At 49.6% G+C, this 17,378-nt stretch carries 20 protein-coding genes and 1 riboswitch; of the genes, 2 read left to right on the top strand and 18 right to left on the bottom strand.

Annotated elements, in window-relative coordinates:
* Positions 1–97: 97 nt before the first annotated feature.
* Positions 98–236: riboswitch (FMN riboswitch) on the bottom strand.
* Between the two features lie 214 nt (positions 237–450).
* The 3 genes from EDC32_RS04420 to EDC32_RS04410 form a co-directional block, all read right to left on the bottom strand.
* A complete protein-coding gene (locus EDC32_RS04420) occupies positions 451–1,413 on the bottom strand; it encodes a COX15/CtaA family protein (RefSeq protein WP_158283225.1) in 963 nt (320 codons plus the stop codon).
* Positions 1,414–1,602: 189 nt separating this feature from the next.
* The gene (locus tag EDC32_RS04415; protein ID WP_132220147.1) at positions 1,603–2,520 is read right to left on the bottom strand and encodes a class I SAM-dependent methyltransferase; all 918 of its coding nucleotides are present in this window, start codon (positions 2,518–2,520) and stop codon (positions 1,603–1,605) included.
* A gap of 219 nt (positions 2,521–2,739) precedes the next feature.
* A complete protein-coding gene (locus tag EDC32_RS04410; RefSeq protein ID WP_132220146.1) occupies positions 2,740–3,591 on the bottom strand; it encodes a macro domain-containing protein in 852 nt (283 codons plus the stop codon).
* A gap of 163 nt (positions 3,592–3,754) precedes the next feature.
* On the opposite strand from EDC32_RS04410, the gene EDC32_RS04405 reads away from it, so the two are divergent.
* Complete coding sequence (locus EDC32_RS04405) at positions 3,755–4,117, top strand: VOC family protein (RefSeq protein ID WP_054095378.1); 363 nt, start codon at positions 3,755–3,757, stop codon at positions 4,115–4,117.
* A gap of 40 nt (positions 4,118–4,157) precedes the next feature.
* On the opposite strand, the gene EDC32_RS04400 is transcribed toward EDC32_RS04405, so the two are convergent.
* The 12 genes from EDC32_RS04400 to EDC32_RS04345 all read right to left on the bottom strand — a co-directional run bounded on the left by EDC32_RS04400 (position 4,158) and on the right by EDC32_RS04345 (position 13,388).
* Positions 4,158–4,457: an AzlD domain-containing protein gene (locus tag EDC32_RS04400; RefSeq protein ID WP_083464793.1), complete on the bottom strand. Its 300-nt coding sequence runs from the start codon at positions 4,455–4,457 to the stop codon at positions 4,158–4,160.
* A complete protein-coding gene (locus EDC32_RS04395) occupies positions 4,454–5,161 on the bottom strand; it encodes an AzlC family ABC transporter permease (RefSeq protein WP_246026845.1) in 708 nt (235 codons plus the stop codon). Before EDC32_RS04395 ends, EDC32_RS04400 begins: the two co-directional genes overlap by 4 nt.
* 149 nt (positions 5,162–5,310) lie before the next feature.
* The gene (locus EDC32_RS04390) at positions 5,311–5,949 is read right to left on the bottom strand and encodes a TetR/AcrR family transcriptional regulator (protein WP_054095380.1); all 639 of its coding nucleotides are present in this window, start codon (positions 5,947–5,949) and stop codon (positions 5,311–5,313) included.
* 150 nt (positions 5,950–6,099) lie between these two features.
* Positions 6,100–6,672, bottom strand: coding sequence for a stage V sporulation protein SpoVABEA (gene spoVAEA, locus EDC32_RS04385; protein ID WP_022736229.1), 573 nt, complete (start codon positions 6,670–6,672; stop codon positions 6,100–6,102).
* Between the two features lie 5 nt (positions 6,673–6,677).
* The gene (locus tag EDC32_RS04380) at positions 6,678–6,869 is read right to left on the bottom strand and encodes a hypothetical protein (protein WP_102992186.1); all 192 of its coding nucleotides are present in this window, start codon (positions 6,867–6,869) and stop codon (positions 6,678–6,680) included.
* Between the two features lie 71 nt (positions 6,870–6,940).
* Entirely contained in the window at positions 6,941–7,357 is a 417-nt protein-coding gene (locus tag EDC32_RS04375; protein ID WP_022736227.1) for a stage V sporulation protein AB, read from the bottom strand.
* Positions 7,354–7,959, bottom strand: coding sequence for a stage V sporulation protein AA (locus EDC32_RS04370; RefSeq protein ID WP_022736226.1), 606 nt, complete (start codon positions 7,957–7,959; stop codon positions 7,354–7,356). Before EDC32_RS04370 ends, EDC32_RS04375 begins: the two co-directional genes overlap by 4 nt.
* A 127-nt stretch (positions 7,960–8,086) precedes the next feature.
* Complete coding sequence (sigF, locus tag EDC32_RS04365) at positions 8,087–8,854, bottom strand: RNA polymerase sporulation sigma factor SigF (protein WP_102992185.1); 768 nt, start codon at positions 8,852–8,854, stop codon at positions 8,087–8,089.
* Positions 8,855–8,863: 9 nt separating this feature from the next.
* On the bottom strand, positions 8,864–9,319 hold the full coding sequence (gene spoIIAB / locus EDC32_RS04360) for an anti-sigma F factor (RefSeq protein WP_022736224.1): 456 nt from the start codon (positions 9,317–9,319) through the stop codon (positions 8,864–8,866).
* Positions 9,316–9,669 (bottom strand): anti-sigma F factor antagonist, encoded by a 354-nt coding sequence (gene spoIIAA / locus EDC32_RS04355; RefSeq protein ID WP_132220144.1) that lies wholly within the window; start codon positions 9,667–9,669, stop codon positions 9,316–9,318. Before spoIIAA ends, spoIIAB begins: the two co-directional genes overlap by 4 nt.
* Positions 9,670–9,793: 124 nt before the next feature.
* Positions 9,794–10,984, bottom strand: a complete 1,191-nt coding sequence (locus tag EDC32_RS04350) for a D-alanyl-D-alanine carboxypeptidase family protein (protein ID WP_132220143.1) — start codon at positions 10,982–10,984, stop codon at positions 9,794–9,796.
* Between the two features lie 118 nt (positions 10,985–11,102).
* A complete protein-coding gene (locus EDC32_RS04345) occupies positions 11,103–13,388 on the bottom strand; it encodes an immune inhibitor A domain-containing protein (protein ID WP_132220142.1) in 2,286 nt (761 codons plus the stop codon).
* 265 nt (positions 13,389–13,653) lie between these two features.
* Here EDC32_RS04345 and EDC32_RS04340 point away from each other — a divergent pair, with 265 nt between their 5' ends.
* Positions 13,654–14,187, top strand: a complete 534-nt coding sequence (locus EDC32_RS04340) for an NADPH-dependent FMN reductase (RefSeq protein ID WP_158283224.1) — start codon at positions 13,654–13,656, stop codon at positions 14,185–14,187.
* A gap of 86 nt (positions 14,188–14,273) precedes the next feature.
* Here EDC32_RS04340 and EDC32_RS04335 read toward each other — a convergent pair whose 3' ends face one another.
* The 3 genes from EDC32_RS04335 to deoB are packed head-to-tail and all read right to left on the bottom strand — an operon-like array spanning position 14,274 to position 17,129.
* Entirely contained in the window at positions 14,274–15,098 is an 825-nt protein-coding gene (locus EDC32_RS04335) for a purine-nucleoside phosphorylase (protein ID WP_132220140.1), read from the bottom strand.
* A gap of 14 nt (positions 15,099–15,112) precedes the next feature.
* On the bottom strand, positions 15,113–15,937 hold the full coding sequence (locus tag EDC32_RS04330; RefSeq protein WP_022736218.1) for a purine-nucleoside phosphorylase: 825 nt from the start codon (positions 15,935–15,937) through the stop codon (positions 15,113–15,115).
* Positions 15,938–15,947: 10 nt separating this feature from the next.
* A complete protein-coding gene (gene deoB / locus EDC32_RS04325) occupies positions 15,948–17,129 on the bottom strand; it encodes a phosphopentomutase (protein ID WP_132220139.1) in 1,182 nt (393 codons plus the stop codon).
* Positions 17,130–17,378 lie beyond the last annotated feature (249 nt).

The following is a 17,378-nucleotide window of genomic DNA, read 5'->3' as shown; positions in this document are numbered from 1 at the left end:
GAAGCAGGTTCATGTACGTATACAAAATTTAGCATAGCAAAATAAACCTTTAGAAGAGCTTTTTTAAAAAACCTCCCCAAAGGGTACACGACACCTGTTCATCCTTCTCCCATCCAGACTATACTGTCGGCTCCGGAATTTCACCGAATCCACCGCACGCGTGCGGGTCACGGGCTAAGGGGCCAATTTGCCCCATCACCGCCGGTCGGGATTTTCACCCTGCCCCGAAGGATGCAAATAAAACAGATTTAATTTTCCATTTTGAACGAGAAAAATCGTTCATAAGTGATTGTATCAAAAAGAACGGCGACTGGCGAGATGCGGAAATAAATTTTTCCACTTCTTTGATTCTGGCATCTTCCAATTGCACTAATTTCATACGGACAAATACAAAAAAACCGGTGCTCATGAACCCCGTTCATGAATACCGGTTTGTTCGCCAACCCTAACCTAATTCACCATCGGATTTGCAGGCAACTCCGCTTCCTTCAAACTCCGTTTCCAAGGCCAACCGCCTTGCATGCAGAGGTAACTGATTACCGAGAAATAAACGGAAATGATCGTGGTGTGTACCAACGCCGCCACCAGCTGCCCACCGGTCTTAATCGTGATGATCCCGGTCAGCGCCTGCAACGTAATCAAGACAAACGCCATCCAACCGCCTCGCACAAAATCCTGTCGATCGCGAAACGCCTTCAAAATCCCTATCAAGAAAAGCAAACTGAAAAGCCACATAGAATATGCCCCATACCGGTGCAACATGTGAATTCCCGCTAACGAAGTAAAATCAGGTAACAAGGTCGTTCCGCAACCGGGGAACGAATACCCGCATCCCATTGTGGCATCAGCATGGCGTACCAGCGCCCCAGTGTAAACAATGACATACGTCCAAGCAGCCAATCCCCATGTGGCAATCTTCATCCCTTTGCTGATGGGTTGATCGTCTTTCACACTTAATTGTTTTGGCAACTGGAACAACGTCACTGTCAACAAAATTACACTGGCAAATGAGATCAGCGAAAAGCCGAAGTGCAGAGCAAGGGCAAATTTCTTGGCGAATTCGCCTTCAAACACAACCGTCAACGCCCCCAGTCCGCCTTGTAACACCACAAAAAAGAGACTCATAAAGCCCAACGTTTTGACGCGCAGATTGTCTTTGAACATCATCCAAGACCATACGGTCAAGATCAAAATCAGCAACCCGTCGATGCCCGAAACAACACGGTGGCTTAATTCAATCAGGGTGCTGATCGGCATCGATTCGGGAATCAATTGTCCATGGCAGAAAGGCCAAGAGTTTCCGCAACCTTTACCCGATTCTGTCTTGCTGACGATAGCGCCCATTAATAGCATGATATAAGCGCCGACCGAGGTGACCACCGCCAGCGCCCGTAAAATTCGAAGCTGTTTCATGCGCATCCTCCTCCATCCACTCCACATCATAACACACTCTGTTCCATCCGTGAAAATCTTGTCAACGAATCGGCACAATCCGCTCACAATATAGGATGATCTTGTCAAGTGGTAGAGGAGCGATCTTCAATACGGTATATCCTCGCAACCCGTAATTTCAGAAACACGAAGTATCACCGAACTGATTAATCAGCAGTCAACCACCGCTCGCGCAAAATGGATATGTTCAAATGCGCGGTAACCATCTGTCCGCCCCTGGAAATAACGTTCTTCAATGTCAGTTGGGGGCAAGTTCTCTTCGAGGCGCAAGCCGATGTGGGCTAGCTCCTTGGCAAGCGTAGCCGGGTCAAACCCTGTTTTCATCGGCTCTCCTACTCGACTCACTGCCTCTTGCATTCGCTTCACGCGAACGGAAGCCCGTTTAGTGTCAAAGGCGTTTAGATCCAAATAATCAAAAACGATCCAACTACCTGTTGCGGCAATATCGGCAAATGAGCGCAAGGTGTCAAACACGGTCTCTCTGTCAAGATAATAAGTCACACCTAGCCAACTAAAAAAACTTCGTAACTGGGGATCAAACGCTGTACGACAAAGCGCATCCGCCAGTTTTTCAGCAGTGAAATCTACTGGAACGAAATGTAATTGCGGCGGTTGCTCCCAGTCCAATTCGGCCAGGCGACGCCGCTTAAATGCTTGTGTGGCGGGATGATCAACTTCAAACACGTGGATCTGCTCCAACATGTCCGGCCGCCGAAACGCAAACGTGTCGAGGCCCGCCCCGAGGATGACATACTGCCGTGCTCCCTGGCGGACGGCTAACTCCAAGCTGTCCTCGGCATGTTTTGAGCGACTGAGGCTGATGGCGTTATGACTTTGCATCACCCATCGTAAGGCACTGGCTTGATCCTGGCAATCAGCGACCTTCTCCGGGGCGAAGTGCGGAAGGGACTGAGCCAGATGGGCTCCCAATTCGGAAAACGCTTCATCGGTAAACCACTGACGAGCTAGAAAATCATCAAATATCTTAGGGGAATCATACATGGCGTGGTATGCGCGGCCATAGGCGGAAATGAGTGCGGTCAAACTAACGCGAGGTTCTTTTTCCATCAATGTTTATCCTCCTCTTGCACGGTTGCTGATAAATAATGAGAGATCAGCTTTCATTATCATCATATTACGCAAGAGGATAAATAGTCAATAAATTTTTTATTATATCACATTTTATTATATTTGTCAAGTGTTATTTTTCGACACCACTCGCCTCAGACTTTGGTAATCGCCGTCTGCTCAACCTATCTTACGACAGACGGCGATTATCAAAAGTCGTCATAGCCAACGATACTCTTTTTTCAGTTGACCCAAGTCAATATCGGAGTATTTATCTGGATGAATCACAATCCGCACCGTAGGGGAAACGCGTTGCTGCTCATGCTGAAGTGAAATGATAATGATGCGAATCAAATCCACTTCGCGAATGCCGATCCCCGCTCTCCCCGTACCAAGCAACGGCACATTGACTGGGTGCCCCTCGCAAAGTTCTCGCGCCTTGGCCCATAAGCCTTTTAACGCATCCCACAAGATGTGCATGTCCATGTAGGGAAGCCCGCTGGGGTCATCCATCATGCTGGAGGCGACAATCAGATACTTTCCTTCGCCAAATACGACGGGCAAAGTGGTGCCGATGGGATAACTGCGCCCTTTGGCTTCAAGTAGCTCATCAACCAACCATCCCACTTCTTTATATCTGTCGAAATCGGCTTGGAAAATCTGCCGCGCCAATTGCACATCCAAAGAGTTGGCAAGGGGGCTGGCTGCAAAATAAAAATAGTTATTGCTTGGAATCACATTAAACCCCTCTTGGGCCAATAAGTCGCCAAACTTGATGACTACTTGGCTCGTTCCCACTCTGATGTTAATTTCCTCTGGGCGAATCATCTGAACCACACCGATGCACAGGCTGATTAGCAACAGGAGCAGAAACGGCCCGATGCCTTGCAACAGTTGCGAAATCGGCAAAAAATACGAAGAGATTTCAATCAATGTCCACATCGTTGCCAATGGAACGAACACCGACGCTAAAAACCGGCCCGGATTGTGTATGATGTCGTGCCATACGACACTCAATTTGATCGATACTGGCCGGAGCTTCTTTTTTACCGAAGAATTCAGTTTAGTCACCCCAAAATAAATCTCTCCTATCCAATTCTCACTATATCGCAAATGGCAAACGCTCACAATCTTCACATCCGGATTTCGTTTTAATACCATCCGCGTTATTTTCCGGGAAACGGAACAAGCTATGAACCAACGAACCATTATAGCCATGAGAGGAGAGTTGGGCATGATTAAGCGAATCGCCACTGTCACCATATACGTTGAAGACCAGGATCAAGCATTGCGCTTCTGGACCGAGCAGGTTGGCTTCACGGTACACGCCGACCATCCGATGGGGCCGAGCGGGCGTTGGATCGAAGTGGGGCCAGCCGGTGCCGAAACCAAGTTGGTGCTTTATCCCCGCGCACTGATGACTCATTGGGCCGAGTTAAAACCTTCCCTTGTCTTTCTCTGCGACGACATCGAGTCCACCTATCAACGCATGAAGGAAAACGGGGTGGTATTCCAAGGTGAGCCCAACAAAATGCCGTATGGTACATTCGCCGTCTTCAAAGACCTGGATGGCTATGAATATGTGTTAAAAGGATAATCCATTAAAACAAGGCAATGCGGCACCGCATTGCCTTGTTTTAAACAACCATTTTCGCCACTATCACCGCCGCGATCGCCCCGATGATCACCAGCATCGTATGCATTCGGAAATAGGCCAAAACCACAGCCACACCGCCACCGATCAACCCGATAACCGGGTTTTTATCAATCAATAACACCCCTGGGAAGATCAATGCTCCCAATGCTGCATAAGGGATGTTCTTTAGCAATCGGTCCACAAAGCCGGGGATCACCATCCTGTCCATGACCCATGCTGGCAACAAACGCGGGACCATCGTCACTAAAGACATTCCGAGAATGATCCACCATGCACTCACGCTTTCTCCCCCTTTCCCGCAAACAAGGCACTGGCTGCCAACGTCGCCAAAATGATCGACCAACCGGACGCCAACCCAAGTAGCTCCGTGCCCAACGCATTTATTAGCATGGCAGTGCCAGCGATCATGACCACCTTGCGCTCCCGTCTCATCTCCGGGATTAACAAGCTGATGAACATCGCATACAAGGCGATGGACATGCTATTACCGATGTCGGGGGGGATAAACTGGTACAACATGCCGCCCAACAGAGTACCTCCCACCCAAGCCAAATAAGCAGATAACATGATTCCGGCCAAAAAAACGGGGTGGTTTCTTCCCGACAGGGTGGCCACGGCAAAGGATTCATCCGTCACCCCAAGCGACAACGCCCCTTTCCAGGCTGGGCGAACACCCTTCAATAAATTCATCAGAGAAAGTCCCATCACCACATGGCGCAAATTGATGACCAGCGTGGCTAGAATGATTTCCAATCCCCCTGCCCCCGTCGCCAACATATTGACGGCCATGAATTGGCTGGCGCCGGCATACACCAATATCGACATCAATGCCGTATCCCACAGACTGAGTTCCACCTGTCGCGCCATCACGCCAAAAGCGATAGCAATGGGTATGTAGCCGACGGCAATCGGCAAAGCAACTTGAATCCCTGTCCAAAACTGCGCTGCATGTGGCCTTGTTTCTCGCCCTTCCGACGCTCTCACTCGATCACCTTCTTCAAATCATTCGACAAGCGAAATTTTTTTGGTTTTCATTAACTATAGGCTGTTCCAAAAATGACGTCAATCATTTTCATAAATAAAAAATCCTTGCGGACAAAACGCAAGAATCCTATGTCATTCCCTCCCCAGCGTCACGCCTCATTGGGTGCTTGATAAATCCCATGTTTCCAGATTTCAAAGAGGTCCTCGATCTCCGCCAACATGTTCTCAATCATGGACATGCCCAAATCCGGCTCAGCCAACAACCGCTGGCGCCATTTGTCGGTTACTGCTTCTAGACAAAACACCAACAACTCTTTCACCCGCTCGCGCGGCATGTCTTGGCGAAAACGAGAGAAGTCAATCCCTTCCCATAACAGTTGCTGATACACCTTCCAAGTCTTTTCCTGCCATTGTCGGATCTCAATGGCCACCTCTTCCGGCACGGGCGCGTACGCGGTGAGCAGAAAGCGGTATTCCAACGGATGGTTTTGCAACAGCCGCCATTTCATGCGTCCGATTTGCAACAAGCGCTCAAAAATATCGGCGCTCAAATCTTCTTTGGGCGGAACACTCGCGGCCGTCACCCGAGTCACGCAATAATGGAAAGTAGACAAAAAGAGCCCTTTCTTATTACCAAAATAATGAAACAAGAGCCCTTTGGAAATATTCGCTTCCTGCACAATCTGATTAGTCGATGCCCGCTCGTACCCTTTGTCGGCAAATTCCCTCACTGTTACTTCAAATATCTTTTCCCGTTTGTCGTCTGGGATCTTCTGATATGCTTCCACTGCGTTCCTCCAAAATTGATAGACCATATGGTCAACCGATTGATTTCATTTTTCTATTCTACCTTGGGCAAAACGCATGGGCAACAATCCATCGAAAAAGGCGTTTCCCTTCGTAACAACTAAAGGCCTTGGCAAGACATTTCCGTCCTGTCAAGACCTTCGTTTGCCGTATTGCTCCAAAATGAGCCGGATCGCTTTGCAGGTGATGGGCGCACCCCGTTCCACATCATCAAACTCCTTCATTTTACCCACATCACCCATCCCGATGATAAGCGGAACGGGAATTTTGTTCAGTATCTCTACCGTATCTCCAAAAATCCGTAGCGGTTGATCACGCTTCGCCTTCCCGTACTTGTCGACTCCATGCCCGACCAAATTACCATACCGATCCAACGCAAAGTGAACAGGCGTTCCCTTGGAGTGATGGCAATTGGAAGCGACGGCAATCGCCCCCAACACTTCAATGTCAGGATGCGTCGCGACATCGCGCAGGGCCTGCTCTCCTTGGCCCTCTGAGCCGTTGCCGCAGTCGTCGAACATGACTAGCACGGGATCATGTGGCGCTTGTTTAATCAAGCTAACCAATTCAGAACCGGTGAGGGGGGTGGGGTTTCCCGCCGAGCGAGAAATGCAACGTCCGCCCAACCGTTGCGCCGCAACTTCCAGCGCTCGCCTGGCGACATGATCCCCGTCGGTAACCAGAATCACCTGTCTCTTGGACATGCGCTTCAACCTACGAGCCCGGTTGCGGCCTCTTGCAACGCTTCACGAATCGGCGCATTGCCAAAGAACCCAGCGAGCGGAGCCACTCCCGCTCCATCTATCAGACTCAGCCCATAGGCGCAAGACAGATCCATAGGCAAACACCCGTTGACACAGATCAATCCCCCCGCTAAAAAAGCGACCCAATACGAACCCATTTACCTCGCTCCCTCCTCTTACACAACTCCTATTGAAGCGATAGATGTCCTATCCCAGCCCTTTCACTTCATCAAAAAACTAGCCACTGCAAAAGTGATCCGGCCATTTTGCCTAAAACCATGGCGATTAGCAGAAAGGTCAATTGATCTTGCACCCGCAACCGTTTGGCTAGAATTGGGATCACATTGACGACTTCCGTCAACGCCGCCGCCAACAAACCCACAAACGCGCCCATCAACACCCCGAGCACACTGATACACCAATCAGGCAAACGAAAACCGATGTTCAAAAGATCAATCCCCGTAAAGAAAAGGACACCGCTGATGATCGACCATTCATAGACAGGAACATAGGCATATGTCCTGGTTAACTGAGCCAAACGAGGGACGATATCCAACACAGTGATAAAGGCCGCAAAGCCGCCGCCCACAGCAATTCCACCGGCAAAGCCGAAAAAAATGAACAACGCGTCTGCCAAGCCGGTCATGAAAAATCCACTTCTTGCTTCTCATCATTGATCATGTACTGGTCAATCGTTTCCTGATACTGAAACGTCTCCAATTCCAGCGGGCTTGGCTCTTCGTTAAACTTCCTCTGAAATAAGCGATTGAAAAAAAGCATCATTCCCACACCAATGCCAATCGAATAGGGAATTTGTAGAAGCAGAGGCTTTTTCACATGCTGCCCTGTCAACAAAAATACAATCCGTTCATGTACAGCTGCCATACTCACATCCGTATGGAAGTTCATGATGGCCAAGCCTGAACCTGCAAATAATACGAGGGAGACAAGCATCACATATAAAAAACGCGGCCGTTTGTCAGACAATTTCACCTCGACCAACATCTGATGAGGCCCCACTTGTTGCACTTCTATCATAGGAAACTTTTTTTGCACCAACTGAATGATGTCAATCACATCGATGACAAGGTAATTGCCGTGGCCTAACTGGGGGACGCACACAGGCATGCTCCCCACTTCCGGCGGAATCCCTTCCCCTGTCAGCCGGCACAGATCCTTGATGGTGAGCGGTTGCCCTGGAGTGGCCATCACCTTTTTCTTCAAACGAAGATAAAGCACGGGCTTCATGGGCAAGTTCCTTTCCGCTGTGGTAATTATCCCTAGTATGCTTCAATTGGCGGCCGAATATAAAAAAGCACCTGAATATGACAGGTGCTGGCAGTGGCGAAGGGAGTTCCTAGCCCACGTTCCACGTTTATTTTTCGTGTTTCAAATCGAGTTCTTCACGCATACGAGCAATAATCTTTTTTTCCAATCGGGAAACTTGTACTTGGGATATGCCCAGCCGCTCGGCAACCTCGGACTGGGTTTGATCCTTATAATAACGAAGGTAAACGATCAACTTCTCCCTCTCTGACAAACGATGGATCGCATCTTTTAATGTCAACTTGTCAAACCAGGTCGTCACCGGCTCATCCGCGATTTGATCCATCAAGGTGATCGGATCCCCGTCATTTTCATACACCGTTTCATGAATAGAGGCCGGTGCGCGATTCGCCTCTTGTGCAAAGACGATTTCTTCCGGCTCGACATCCATCGCCTTGGCGATTTCTTGAATAGTAGGCACACGATTGAAGCGTTTGGAAAGTTCGTCTTTCGTTTTGCGGATCTTGTTGGCCATCTCTTTTAGCGACCGGCTTACTTTCACCATGCCATCATCGCGCAAAAAGCGCTGAATTTCTCCGATGATCATCGGTACGGCATAAGTGGAGAACTTCACTTCATAATTGAGATCGAACTTGTCGATTGCTTTCAACAGGCCGATGCAACCGATTTGAAACAAATCTTCCGCCTCATAACCACGGTTCAAAAAACGTTGGACAACCGACCACACCAGCCGAATGTTGTGGCGAATCAGTTTGTTGCGGGACTCCATATCCCCTTCCTGGCTCGCCTGGATCAGCTGTTTTACTTCTTCATCGGAGAGGTGGGGGTGCCTGCTGTTACGCACATCCGCTTCCATCGGCATCCCTCAATTGGCCATCGTCTGATGACGACTTTTTAGATGTTTCACCATGTGCACCGTTGTGCCATGGCCCGGTTTCGAATGGATCAACACTTCGTCCATGAAATTCTCCATGATGGTGAAGCCCATACCAGAACGCTCCAGCTCCGGCTTCGACGTGTACAGGGGTTGACGAGCCATGTTGACATCGGCAATCCCCACCCCCTGATCGGAAATCGTGATGCTGATCCGCTTTCCCTCTATCTCGGAACGGACATAAATCGTGCCATCTCCCTTTTCCTCATAGCCATGGATCACCGCATTGGTGACGGCCTCAGACACCACCGTTTTAATGTCTGTCAACTCTTCCACCGTCGGATCGAGCTGCGACACGAACGAAGCCACCGCAATGCGAGCAAATGCCTCATTCTCCGACTTGCTGGCAAAACGGAGCTCCATAAAGTTTTTTCCCACTTCTTTCATGACGCCACCCCACAAGCCTTAATCGCGCTGCGCTCATCTTCATGCGTAGGCAAAATCTTGAACAAACCCGACATCTCCATCAAACGGTGCACCGAAGGGCGGATGGCGCAAAGCATCATTTTGCCCCCCAACTGTGTCACCTTTTTATACCTTCCCAGAATCACACCCAAACCGGAACTGTCCATAAATTCAAGATCAGCCAAATTCAACACCAGATGAGAGAATCCCCCTTGAGCCAATTCATCCTCAATCGAGCGCCGCACCTGCTCTGACGCATGATGATCCAATTCTCCCCGCAACCGGACAATCAAAATATCACGATCATGTTTTACTTGAATATGTAAACCCATCAGTTATGCTCCTCCCTTTTTTAACCCTATTGTTCTACGAATTTCCTTTTTGTTCCTTCCCCCGCCCATAATAACAAAAAAATCGGGAATTCCCGACAAACACGCCAAAAATTCCCGATATCTTTCACTCTGTTTCTTGCAGTTGCTCAGGCAAATGCAACACTTCTCCAAGCACTTGCTTGACCGAAGTCCACCAGCTAGCCCGCCGAATCTCCACTGAGCTTGCCAACTCCAACTCTTGTACTGGGCGACCATCTTTCACCAGTTGCATCTTACCCAACACTTGCCCCTTTTTGATTGGGGCTTGCAACGAATACCACATCCACTTTTTCTGATAGCTGTTTGGATCTTCTCCTTTTTTCATCAAAATGGAGATTGGGCGTTTGGCTTTGATCACCAATGTCCGCGGATCTCCTTTATCAATTTTTTTCACTGCAATAACATCCCCTTGTTTGTAAAGGGGGTGGGATACATACTGGTTGAAGGCGTAATCAAACATGCCCGCTACTTCCGCATTGCGAGTTTTGGCGTCGGGTTCGCCCATGACCACCGAGATGAGGCGCATGCCGTTCCGCTTGGCTGTCGCCGCCAGACAGAACTTCGCTTCGGACGTGTAGCCGGTCTTCAAACCGTCAACCCCTTGGTAATAACGCACAAGCTTGTTGGTATTCACCAACCAAAAAGGCTTTTTGGAACCTTGGCGCAAATAATCTTGATAGATTCCAGTGAACTTGGTGATGAGCGGATATTTTAAAATCTCACGTGAAAGCAGGGCGATATCGTAAGCGGAAGAGTAATGATTGTTCGCCGGCAGTCCGTTGGCATTTTGGAATTGGGTGTTTTTCATCCCCAATTGAAGGGCACGCTGATTCATCATGCGCACAAAATTGGTTTCGGTTCCACCCAGAAACTCTGCCAAAGCGACGGACGCATCATTGGCAGAAGCAATTGCGACGCCTTTTAGCATATCATGCACACTCATCTGTTCGCCCGGTTCGAGAAAGATTTGCGTTCCCCCCATCGACGCAGCGTGTTCGCTCACCCGAACGGGGTCCTTCAATGAAATTTTCCCCTGATCAATCGCCTCCACCACCAAAAGCATAGTCATCAGTTTGGTGATACTGGCGGGAGGAAGAGGTTGGTGGGGATTTTTCGCAAACAGCACTTTCCCCGATCCCGCATCCATCAAAACGGCAGACACTGCTTGCGGAGCCAGATCTTGTTCTTCCGCCGCGTGAGTCTGCCCGGTGCGTGTAAATAAGCCCGCACCTAAGAGAAGGCCGGCCAACACGATTCGGCTGAACTTTTTCAGCATCGGATTTCCCTCCTATATCTTCCGGTGTTTTTTAGTCTGCCTCCTTCATGGAAAAATATGCAAAAAGACTTTCCCGCCTCAATCGGACAGGAAAGCCTTGAAAAATCAGATGTATTTGTCATTTCGGTTGCTTGGACACGGTGATGACCGCCGTTTTTTCATCGGGACTCACCGCGTCAAGGTTGATTTGCAATCCGTGGTATGGCAAAATTTTGCCTCCTGCCGGATTGAAAGGGCTGGAATAATCATTGCCGTCATAGAACACGGATACGCCCGGCAAAGAATCGTATTTCATATAATAATCAGGGTAAATCACATGAATCGGGGAGGTGGGCTTAACATGAAAAGCGGCGTCATTCACTTGATATCGGGTGCTACCCACTTGCCCATTGCTCCAATAATGGCCGCGCTGGTGGGCATCAACCACCCCGACAAACCCTTCACCCGGATGTTTCCCCGTCATGTTATCTGTGCCGAAGCGAGCGTCATAATACCAGACCAACATCCCCGGATCATAAGAAAGGAGACTGTTGTTTCTACGCACATGAGCCAGGCCTTGATCCACTCCCCGATGGGTGCGCCACTCCACCAAATAATATTGGGCATAAGGGATCTTGGCACCATCAAACAATGCAAATCCCTCCAGCGCAAAGAGAGGGGCACCTTCGGCATCATCACTGAACACTGCTTTGCCGTCCGCTTCTACAATGATATTATCCACATAAAAACCTTCTTCTGTCACTGCGATGTCGGTGACATAACGGAACTCCACCTTCACCCTGTTGCCGACGAATTGGCTCAGGTCGACTTCATCGTTGACCCAAACTCCATTGGTTGTGTCAGAATAAGCCTTCACTCTCACGGGATTAGCGGCGCCATCTGTGTACACATTGACATATAGATAATCATATCCCACCTCAAGTTTGCGCCAGGAAGCGAAACGAAGCTTCGCCGACTTCGCTTGGGTCAGATCGATTTCTTGTGAAACCATGCGGGTATCCAACATATCGCCTTTTGTTGAGAAATAGGCTTTGGAACCGAGCGGTTGCGTCGGCGGATCTACCAGCCGGTCAGGGAGGTTGATTTTGAGTAGTTTTCCATGCTTTTTATTGGCAACCGCTTCCCAGAGAAGAAACGTTCGCTTGTGATTTAAGCGGTTGAAGTCAATAACTGTTGGTTGCGGCCAATTGCCGCCATACAATTCATGAAAAAAAAGTTTGCACCATGCACTGAGCCCAGTCGGCTCTGTTCCGGGAATTTTGCCCGTCCAGCTCCCGTAAGACATCAGCGACCACGCTTCCACCGGAGAGCCGGTACCGGTGTAGCCCGTATCATACTCGTCAGGCAAGCCGATGTTATGGCCGTATTCATGGACAAATACCCCCGTCGCACCGTCTTCCGGCTGGATGATATAATCAAACGCCTTCAGTTTGGTGCCAGGGATGGGCACTGGCTCCGGCCCGATCACAGAACGGTGGGACCAAATCGCGTCATCTCCCAACTCTCCGCCTCCGGCTTCCTCCCCCATGCCTGAATGGACGATGAACAAATTATCCAACAAACCGTCAGGTTCCATTACGTCACCATCACCATCGATGTCATAGGGGTCTCGCTGATCAAATTTGTCTTCATTCCCTGCTATTTGCCGGGCCACGGCCGGTAACGTTTCTCTAGCCAATTCTTGTACCCGTACGTCATTGAGCTCATAACCGTCGCCAACATAGTGCGCGCCATAATAGGCCGCATCATGCTTTGCTTTGACCCAAGGCGTCACCTTGCCATCCAGAGCCCAGAAGCCTGCCGATTGCTGCAAATAATATTGTGTAGCAGACACATATTTTTTACCATTATCCATCTTGAAACCATTACGATTAAATAGCAAATTTCCATAATGGGCAGAGCTGAAATCCTTTACCCAAAAAGAGCGATCACCTGGATTGGGCAGTTGATTATGGGAATAATCCGGGAATTCGATCAACGCTACCACTGCTTGGTCGACATGCTTGCGTTTGCTTGTCTTGCTTGCCGCATCCCCTTCTTTCGCCTTAGCGATATTGCGAGACGCTTTGGCTTGCACAGCTTTTTTGTTCTTATAAGCCCGCTTGCCGAACGGCTTGGATGTATCAATCCCATCCGTTGCACTGTGCGGGTTGCTTCCCCGCCTCACATACGCCTTGATCGCTTCTTCTATTTCCACCGCAGTGGCATTCGGCCTCAGTTTGCCCCGTTTTTTTAGGGCTTCGATCAAAGCTTGCTCATTGACAGTCGACCAATCAATCGCGCGGGCGAGATCCTTTTGGTTTGCTGATGATGAAGCGAAGCTGCTATTGGGCGGTGTACCCGCAACCGCCGCCGCCACACAAAAGGATGTTATCAAGGCGATGATCGGCTTGTTTCGCCTCATACCGAACCCCCTTCTCCAAATAAATGGAAACTCAATTCCATTATAAATAAAGTCTAATTATTTTCAATATTTTTCCGCGATTTAATGCTTTATTGTCGCGTTCGTAAAAATGATCTTAACTGATAAATGAATGAGTTTTTTAAAAACAAAAATAAAATGTCATTTCAAAATAAAACAAATTGACTTCAACAAAACATAATAATATCATTTTCTAATGATTCGCAATATTAGTTTCAGACACCAAATAGAAAAGGAGCGATCAATCATGCATCTTTTAATCATCAGCGGTAGTCCCCGCAAACAGTCCAATTCCCTCCGTGTTGCACAGGCGGCAGTCTCTTTCTTAAATCAATCCGGAACCAGTACAGAACTATGGGATCTCCAACAACGCCCCTTGCCTATTTATGACGGGGATGAATCAACATACCAACAGCCCGAAGTGGCTACATGGCTAAAATCGGCAAGCCAAGCAGATGGCTTTTTTATCGTGACGCCCGAATACCATAACGGTATGAGCGGCGCCCTAAAAAACGCACTTGACTTTTTGGGGGGAAGCCATTTCCAAAAGAAACCCGTCGCACTCGCTTGTGCTGCAGGAGGTGGAAAAGGGGGAATCAACGCGCTGAACAATTTGCGTCTCGTCATCCGCGGTGTGGGTGGCCTCGTCCTCGCCGAACAATGCATTGTCGATCTAACTGATTTTGATGAACACGGGCGCATCAGCCCGAAAGTTCTTCCTCGGTTGGAGCAACTTTTGACTGAATGGGCATCAATGTCGCGCCTTTTAGCCAAAAAATAAAGACAACGCCAGTCTCGTACACGCTCCATCCAGCGCGTACGAGATGGCGATGCCTAATCTCTTCGTCGATAGCGATCTCACTTGCCTCAGATTTCTTGCACAATGCCTTTAATCAGGTTCATAAACACCGGTTTGGTTCGATTGGCCACTTCCACTACTTGTTCATGGGTGAGCGGATCTGATCCCAAGTCCTCGCCGACAGCCATGTCCGTGATGCAAGAAATGCCCAATACATCCAAACCCGCATGCCGCGCGGCGATCACTTCGGGAACGGTGGACATCCCAATTGCATCTCCGCCAACACGGCGCAACATGATCAATTCCGCTGCCGTCATATAGGTCGGCCCACTCACTCCCGCATAGACGCCTTGTTGTAAACGGGTGCCCAGCTTTTCAGCCACCCGGTGTGCCAATTCGCGAAGCGCAGGGGTGTACGCTTGGGACATGTCAGGGAAACGCGGCCCTAATTCGTCATCATTTGGCCCAATCAATGGATTAGCGCCGGTGAAATTGAGATGGTCGGTAATCACCATCAGATCCCCAGGTTGAAAAGCGGGATTCATCCCCCCAGCCGCATTGGTGGCGATCAAGCATTTCACCCCAAGCGCTTTGAGTACATAAACCGGAAACACAACCTCCTGTTGGCTATACCCTTCATAAAAATGGAAGCGCCCTTGCATAGCCACCACCGATTTGCCAGCCAATGTGCCGATGACCAATTGGCCGGCATGCCCTTCGACCGTGGATTCCGGAAAGTGCGGAATCTCTTTGTACGGCACAACCACCGCCTCTTCGATTTCATTGGCCAAGTCACCCAAGCCCGATCCAAGAATTAATCCGATCTCCGGTTTAACCGTTGTCAAACTGGTAATTTTCTTTTGGGCGGCCTCGATCTTTTCTCTCAGCTTCATCTGTTTGCGCCTCCTTATGCGATTTCCCGAACCAAGCCTTTGACCAGGCGTATAAACATTTCTTTTACGCGATTCGCCGTTTCCATCACTTCATCGTGGCTGAGCGGTTGCGGCAAGATGCCCGCTGCCATGTTGGTGATGCAAGAAATCCCCAATACGCGAATGCCGGCATGACGCGCCGCGATCACTTCTGGCACTGTAGACATGCCCACAGCGTCCCCGCCCAACACACGGAGCATGCGAATCTCCGCCGGCGTTTCATAAGACGGCCCCAGCACTGCGGCATATACCCCTTCTTTCAACTGGACACCTTGCTCTCCCGCAACACGGTGCGCCAGCTCGCGCAATTCGCCGTCATACGCATTGGACATATCCGGGAAGCGGACGCCCAATTCCGGATCATTGGGGCCAATCAACGGATTGCGGAACATCATGTTAATATGGTCTTTGATCAGCATGAGGTCGCCGGGCTCATAGCTTTCATTGATGCCGCCTGCCGCGTTGGTCACTACCAGGGTCTCAATCCCCAACTCTTTCATGACGCGAATAGGGAACGAAACTTTTTCCACCGCATGCCCTTCATACAGATGAAAACGCCCCGCCATAACCAAAACGGATTTCCCTTCCAGCTCGCCGATGATCAACTCACCGGCATGCCCTTCAACCGTAGACACAGGAAAATGAGGAATCTCTTGGTATGGGATGTGGGCAGCGTCAGTAATCTCATCGGCCAAGACGCCCAAGCCTGATCCCAAAATCAGTCCGATCTGGGGAGTGGCCTTGCATTTTTCACGAATGTACTTCGCCGCTTCTCTGATGTGTGCACGGGTTGTTGTCATATGGATCACCTCATGTGAGTTCATTTAAAAAGCTTTTGCCGATGGTGGGCAGTTGTACTTCAAAGTTTTCAGCCAACGTGGCACCGATGTCCGCGAAAGTGCCACGCACACCCAATGATTTGCCGACTTGCGGCAATGATTTGCTGTAAACTAACAGCGGCGTGTACTCCCGGGTATGATCTGTACCATGGTGCGTTGGATCGTTTCCATGGTCGGCGGTGATGATGAGGAGATCCTCTTCACCCAATGCATCAAGCACCTCTGGCAAACGGGCGTCAAACTCTTCCAACGCTTGAGCATATCCAGCCGGATCGCGACGATGGCCGAATTTGGCGTCAAAGTCGACCAGATTGACGAAAGCCAAACCATTGAACGGTTCCTTCATGACATTCAGCAACTGATCAACGCCGTCCATGTTGGATTTGGTGTGAATGGCGCGGGTAACCCCTTCTCCAGCGTAAATGTCGGAAATTTTGCCAATGGCGATCACATCCCGGCCAGCCTCTTTCAAAGCATTCAACACCGTTGGATGTGGCGGTTTGACCGAATAATCGCGACGGTTGGCTGTGCGGGTAAATTGGCCAGGTGAACCGATAAACGGACGGGCAATCACGCGGACGACGGAAAATCTTTCATCCAAAGTCAACTCGCGGGCAATCTCGCAACAGCGATACAACTCTTCCAACGGCACAACCTCTTCGTGCGCGGCAATCTGAAACACGCTGTCTGCCGATGTGTATACAATCAAGCCGCCTGTGCGCATATGCTCTTCGCCCAATTCATCGATAATTACAGTGCCGGAAGCAGGCTTGTTGCCCAGCACTTTGCGGCCTGTCCGCTCTTCAAACGCTTGAATCAACTCCCGGGGAAAACCGTCGGGATATGTTTTAAAAGGTTTATCCGTATACACCCCCATGAACTCCCAGTGTCCGGTGGTGGTGTCTTTGCCTTTGGACAGTTCACTCATTTTACCGAAATAAGCCAGCGGCTCAGCCACCGCTTCAATGCCGCGGATGGGTTCAATGTTTCCCAACCCCATGTTCTGCATGTTCGGCATATGTAACCCATTTTTAAATTCGGCTATATGGCCCAAAGTATGTGCCCCAGCATCATTGTATTCTGCCGCATCCGGCAATTCGCCGATGCCAACGCTGTCCAATACGATCAGGGACACACGCGGAAATCGTTTCATGAAATCGCCTCCAAATAACAACCTCTTCCCCCGTAATGAGGGGGTAAAAGAGCAACAAACATCAATCGGTTAACTTTGCCGTGGCTGGCCTATCAAATGGATAAGCCAACACCTTATAACGATACACCCTGATGATGCACACGATATGCACAAAACGACAAAAGAAAGGAGATCACCATTGCCCCATTATGGCGGCACGGGCCCTCCTTGTGCTTTGACGAATGAATGGTAGAGAAGTTACTGTGGCAA

Origin of the sequence: Laceyella sacchari (assembly GCF_004343255.1) — a bacterium.
GTDB lineage: Bacteria > Bacillota > Bacilli > Thermoactinomycetales > Thermoactinomycetaceae > Laceyella > Laceyella sacchari.
This window is presented reverse-complemented; position numbering and strand designations above follow the sequence as displayed.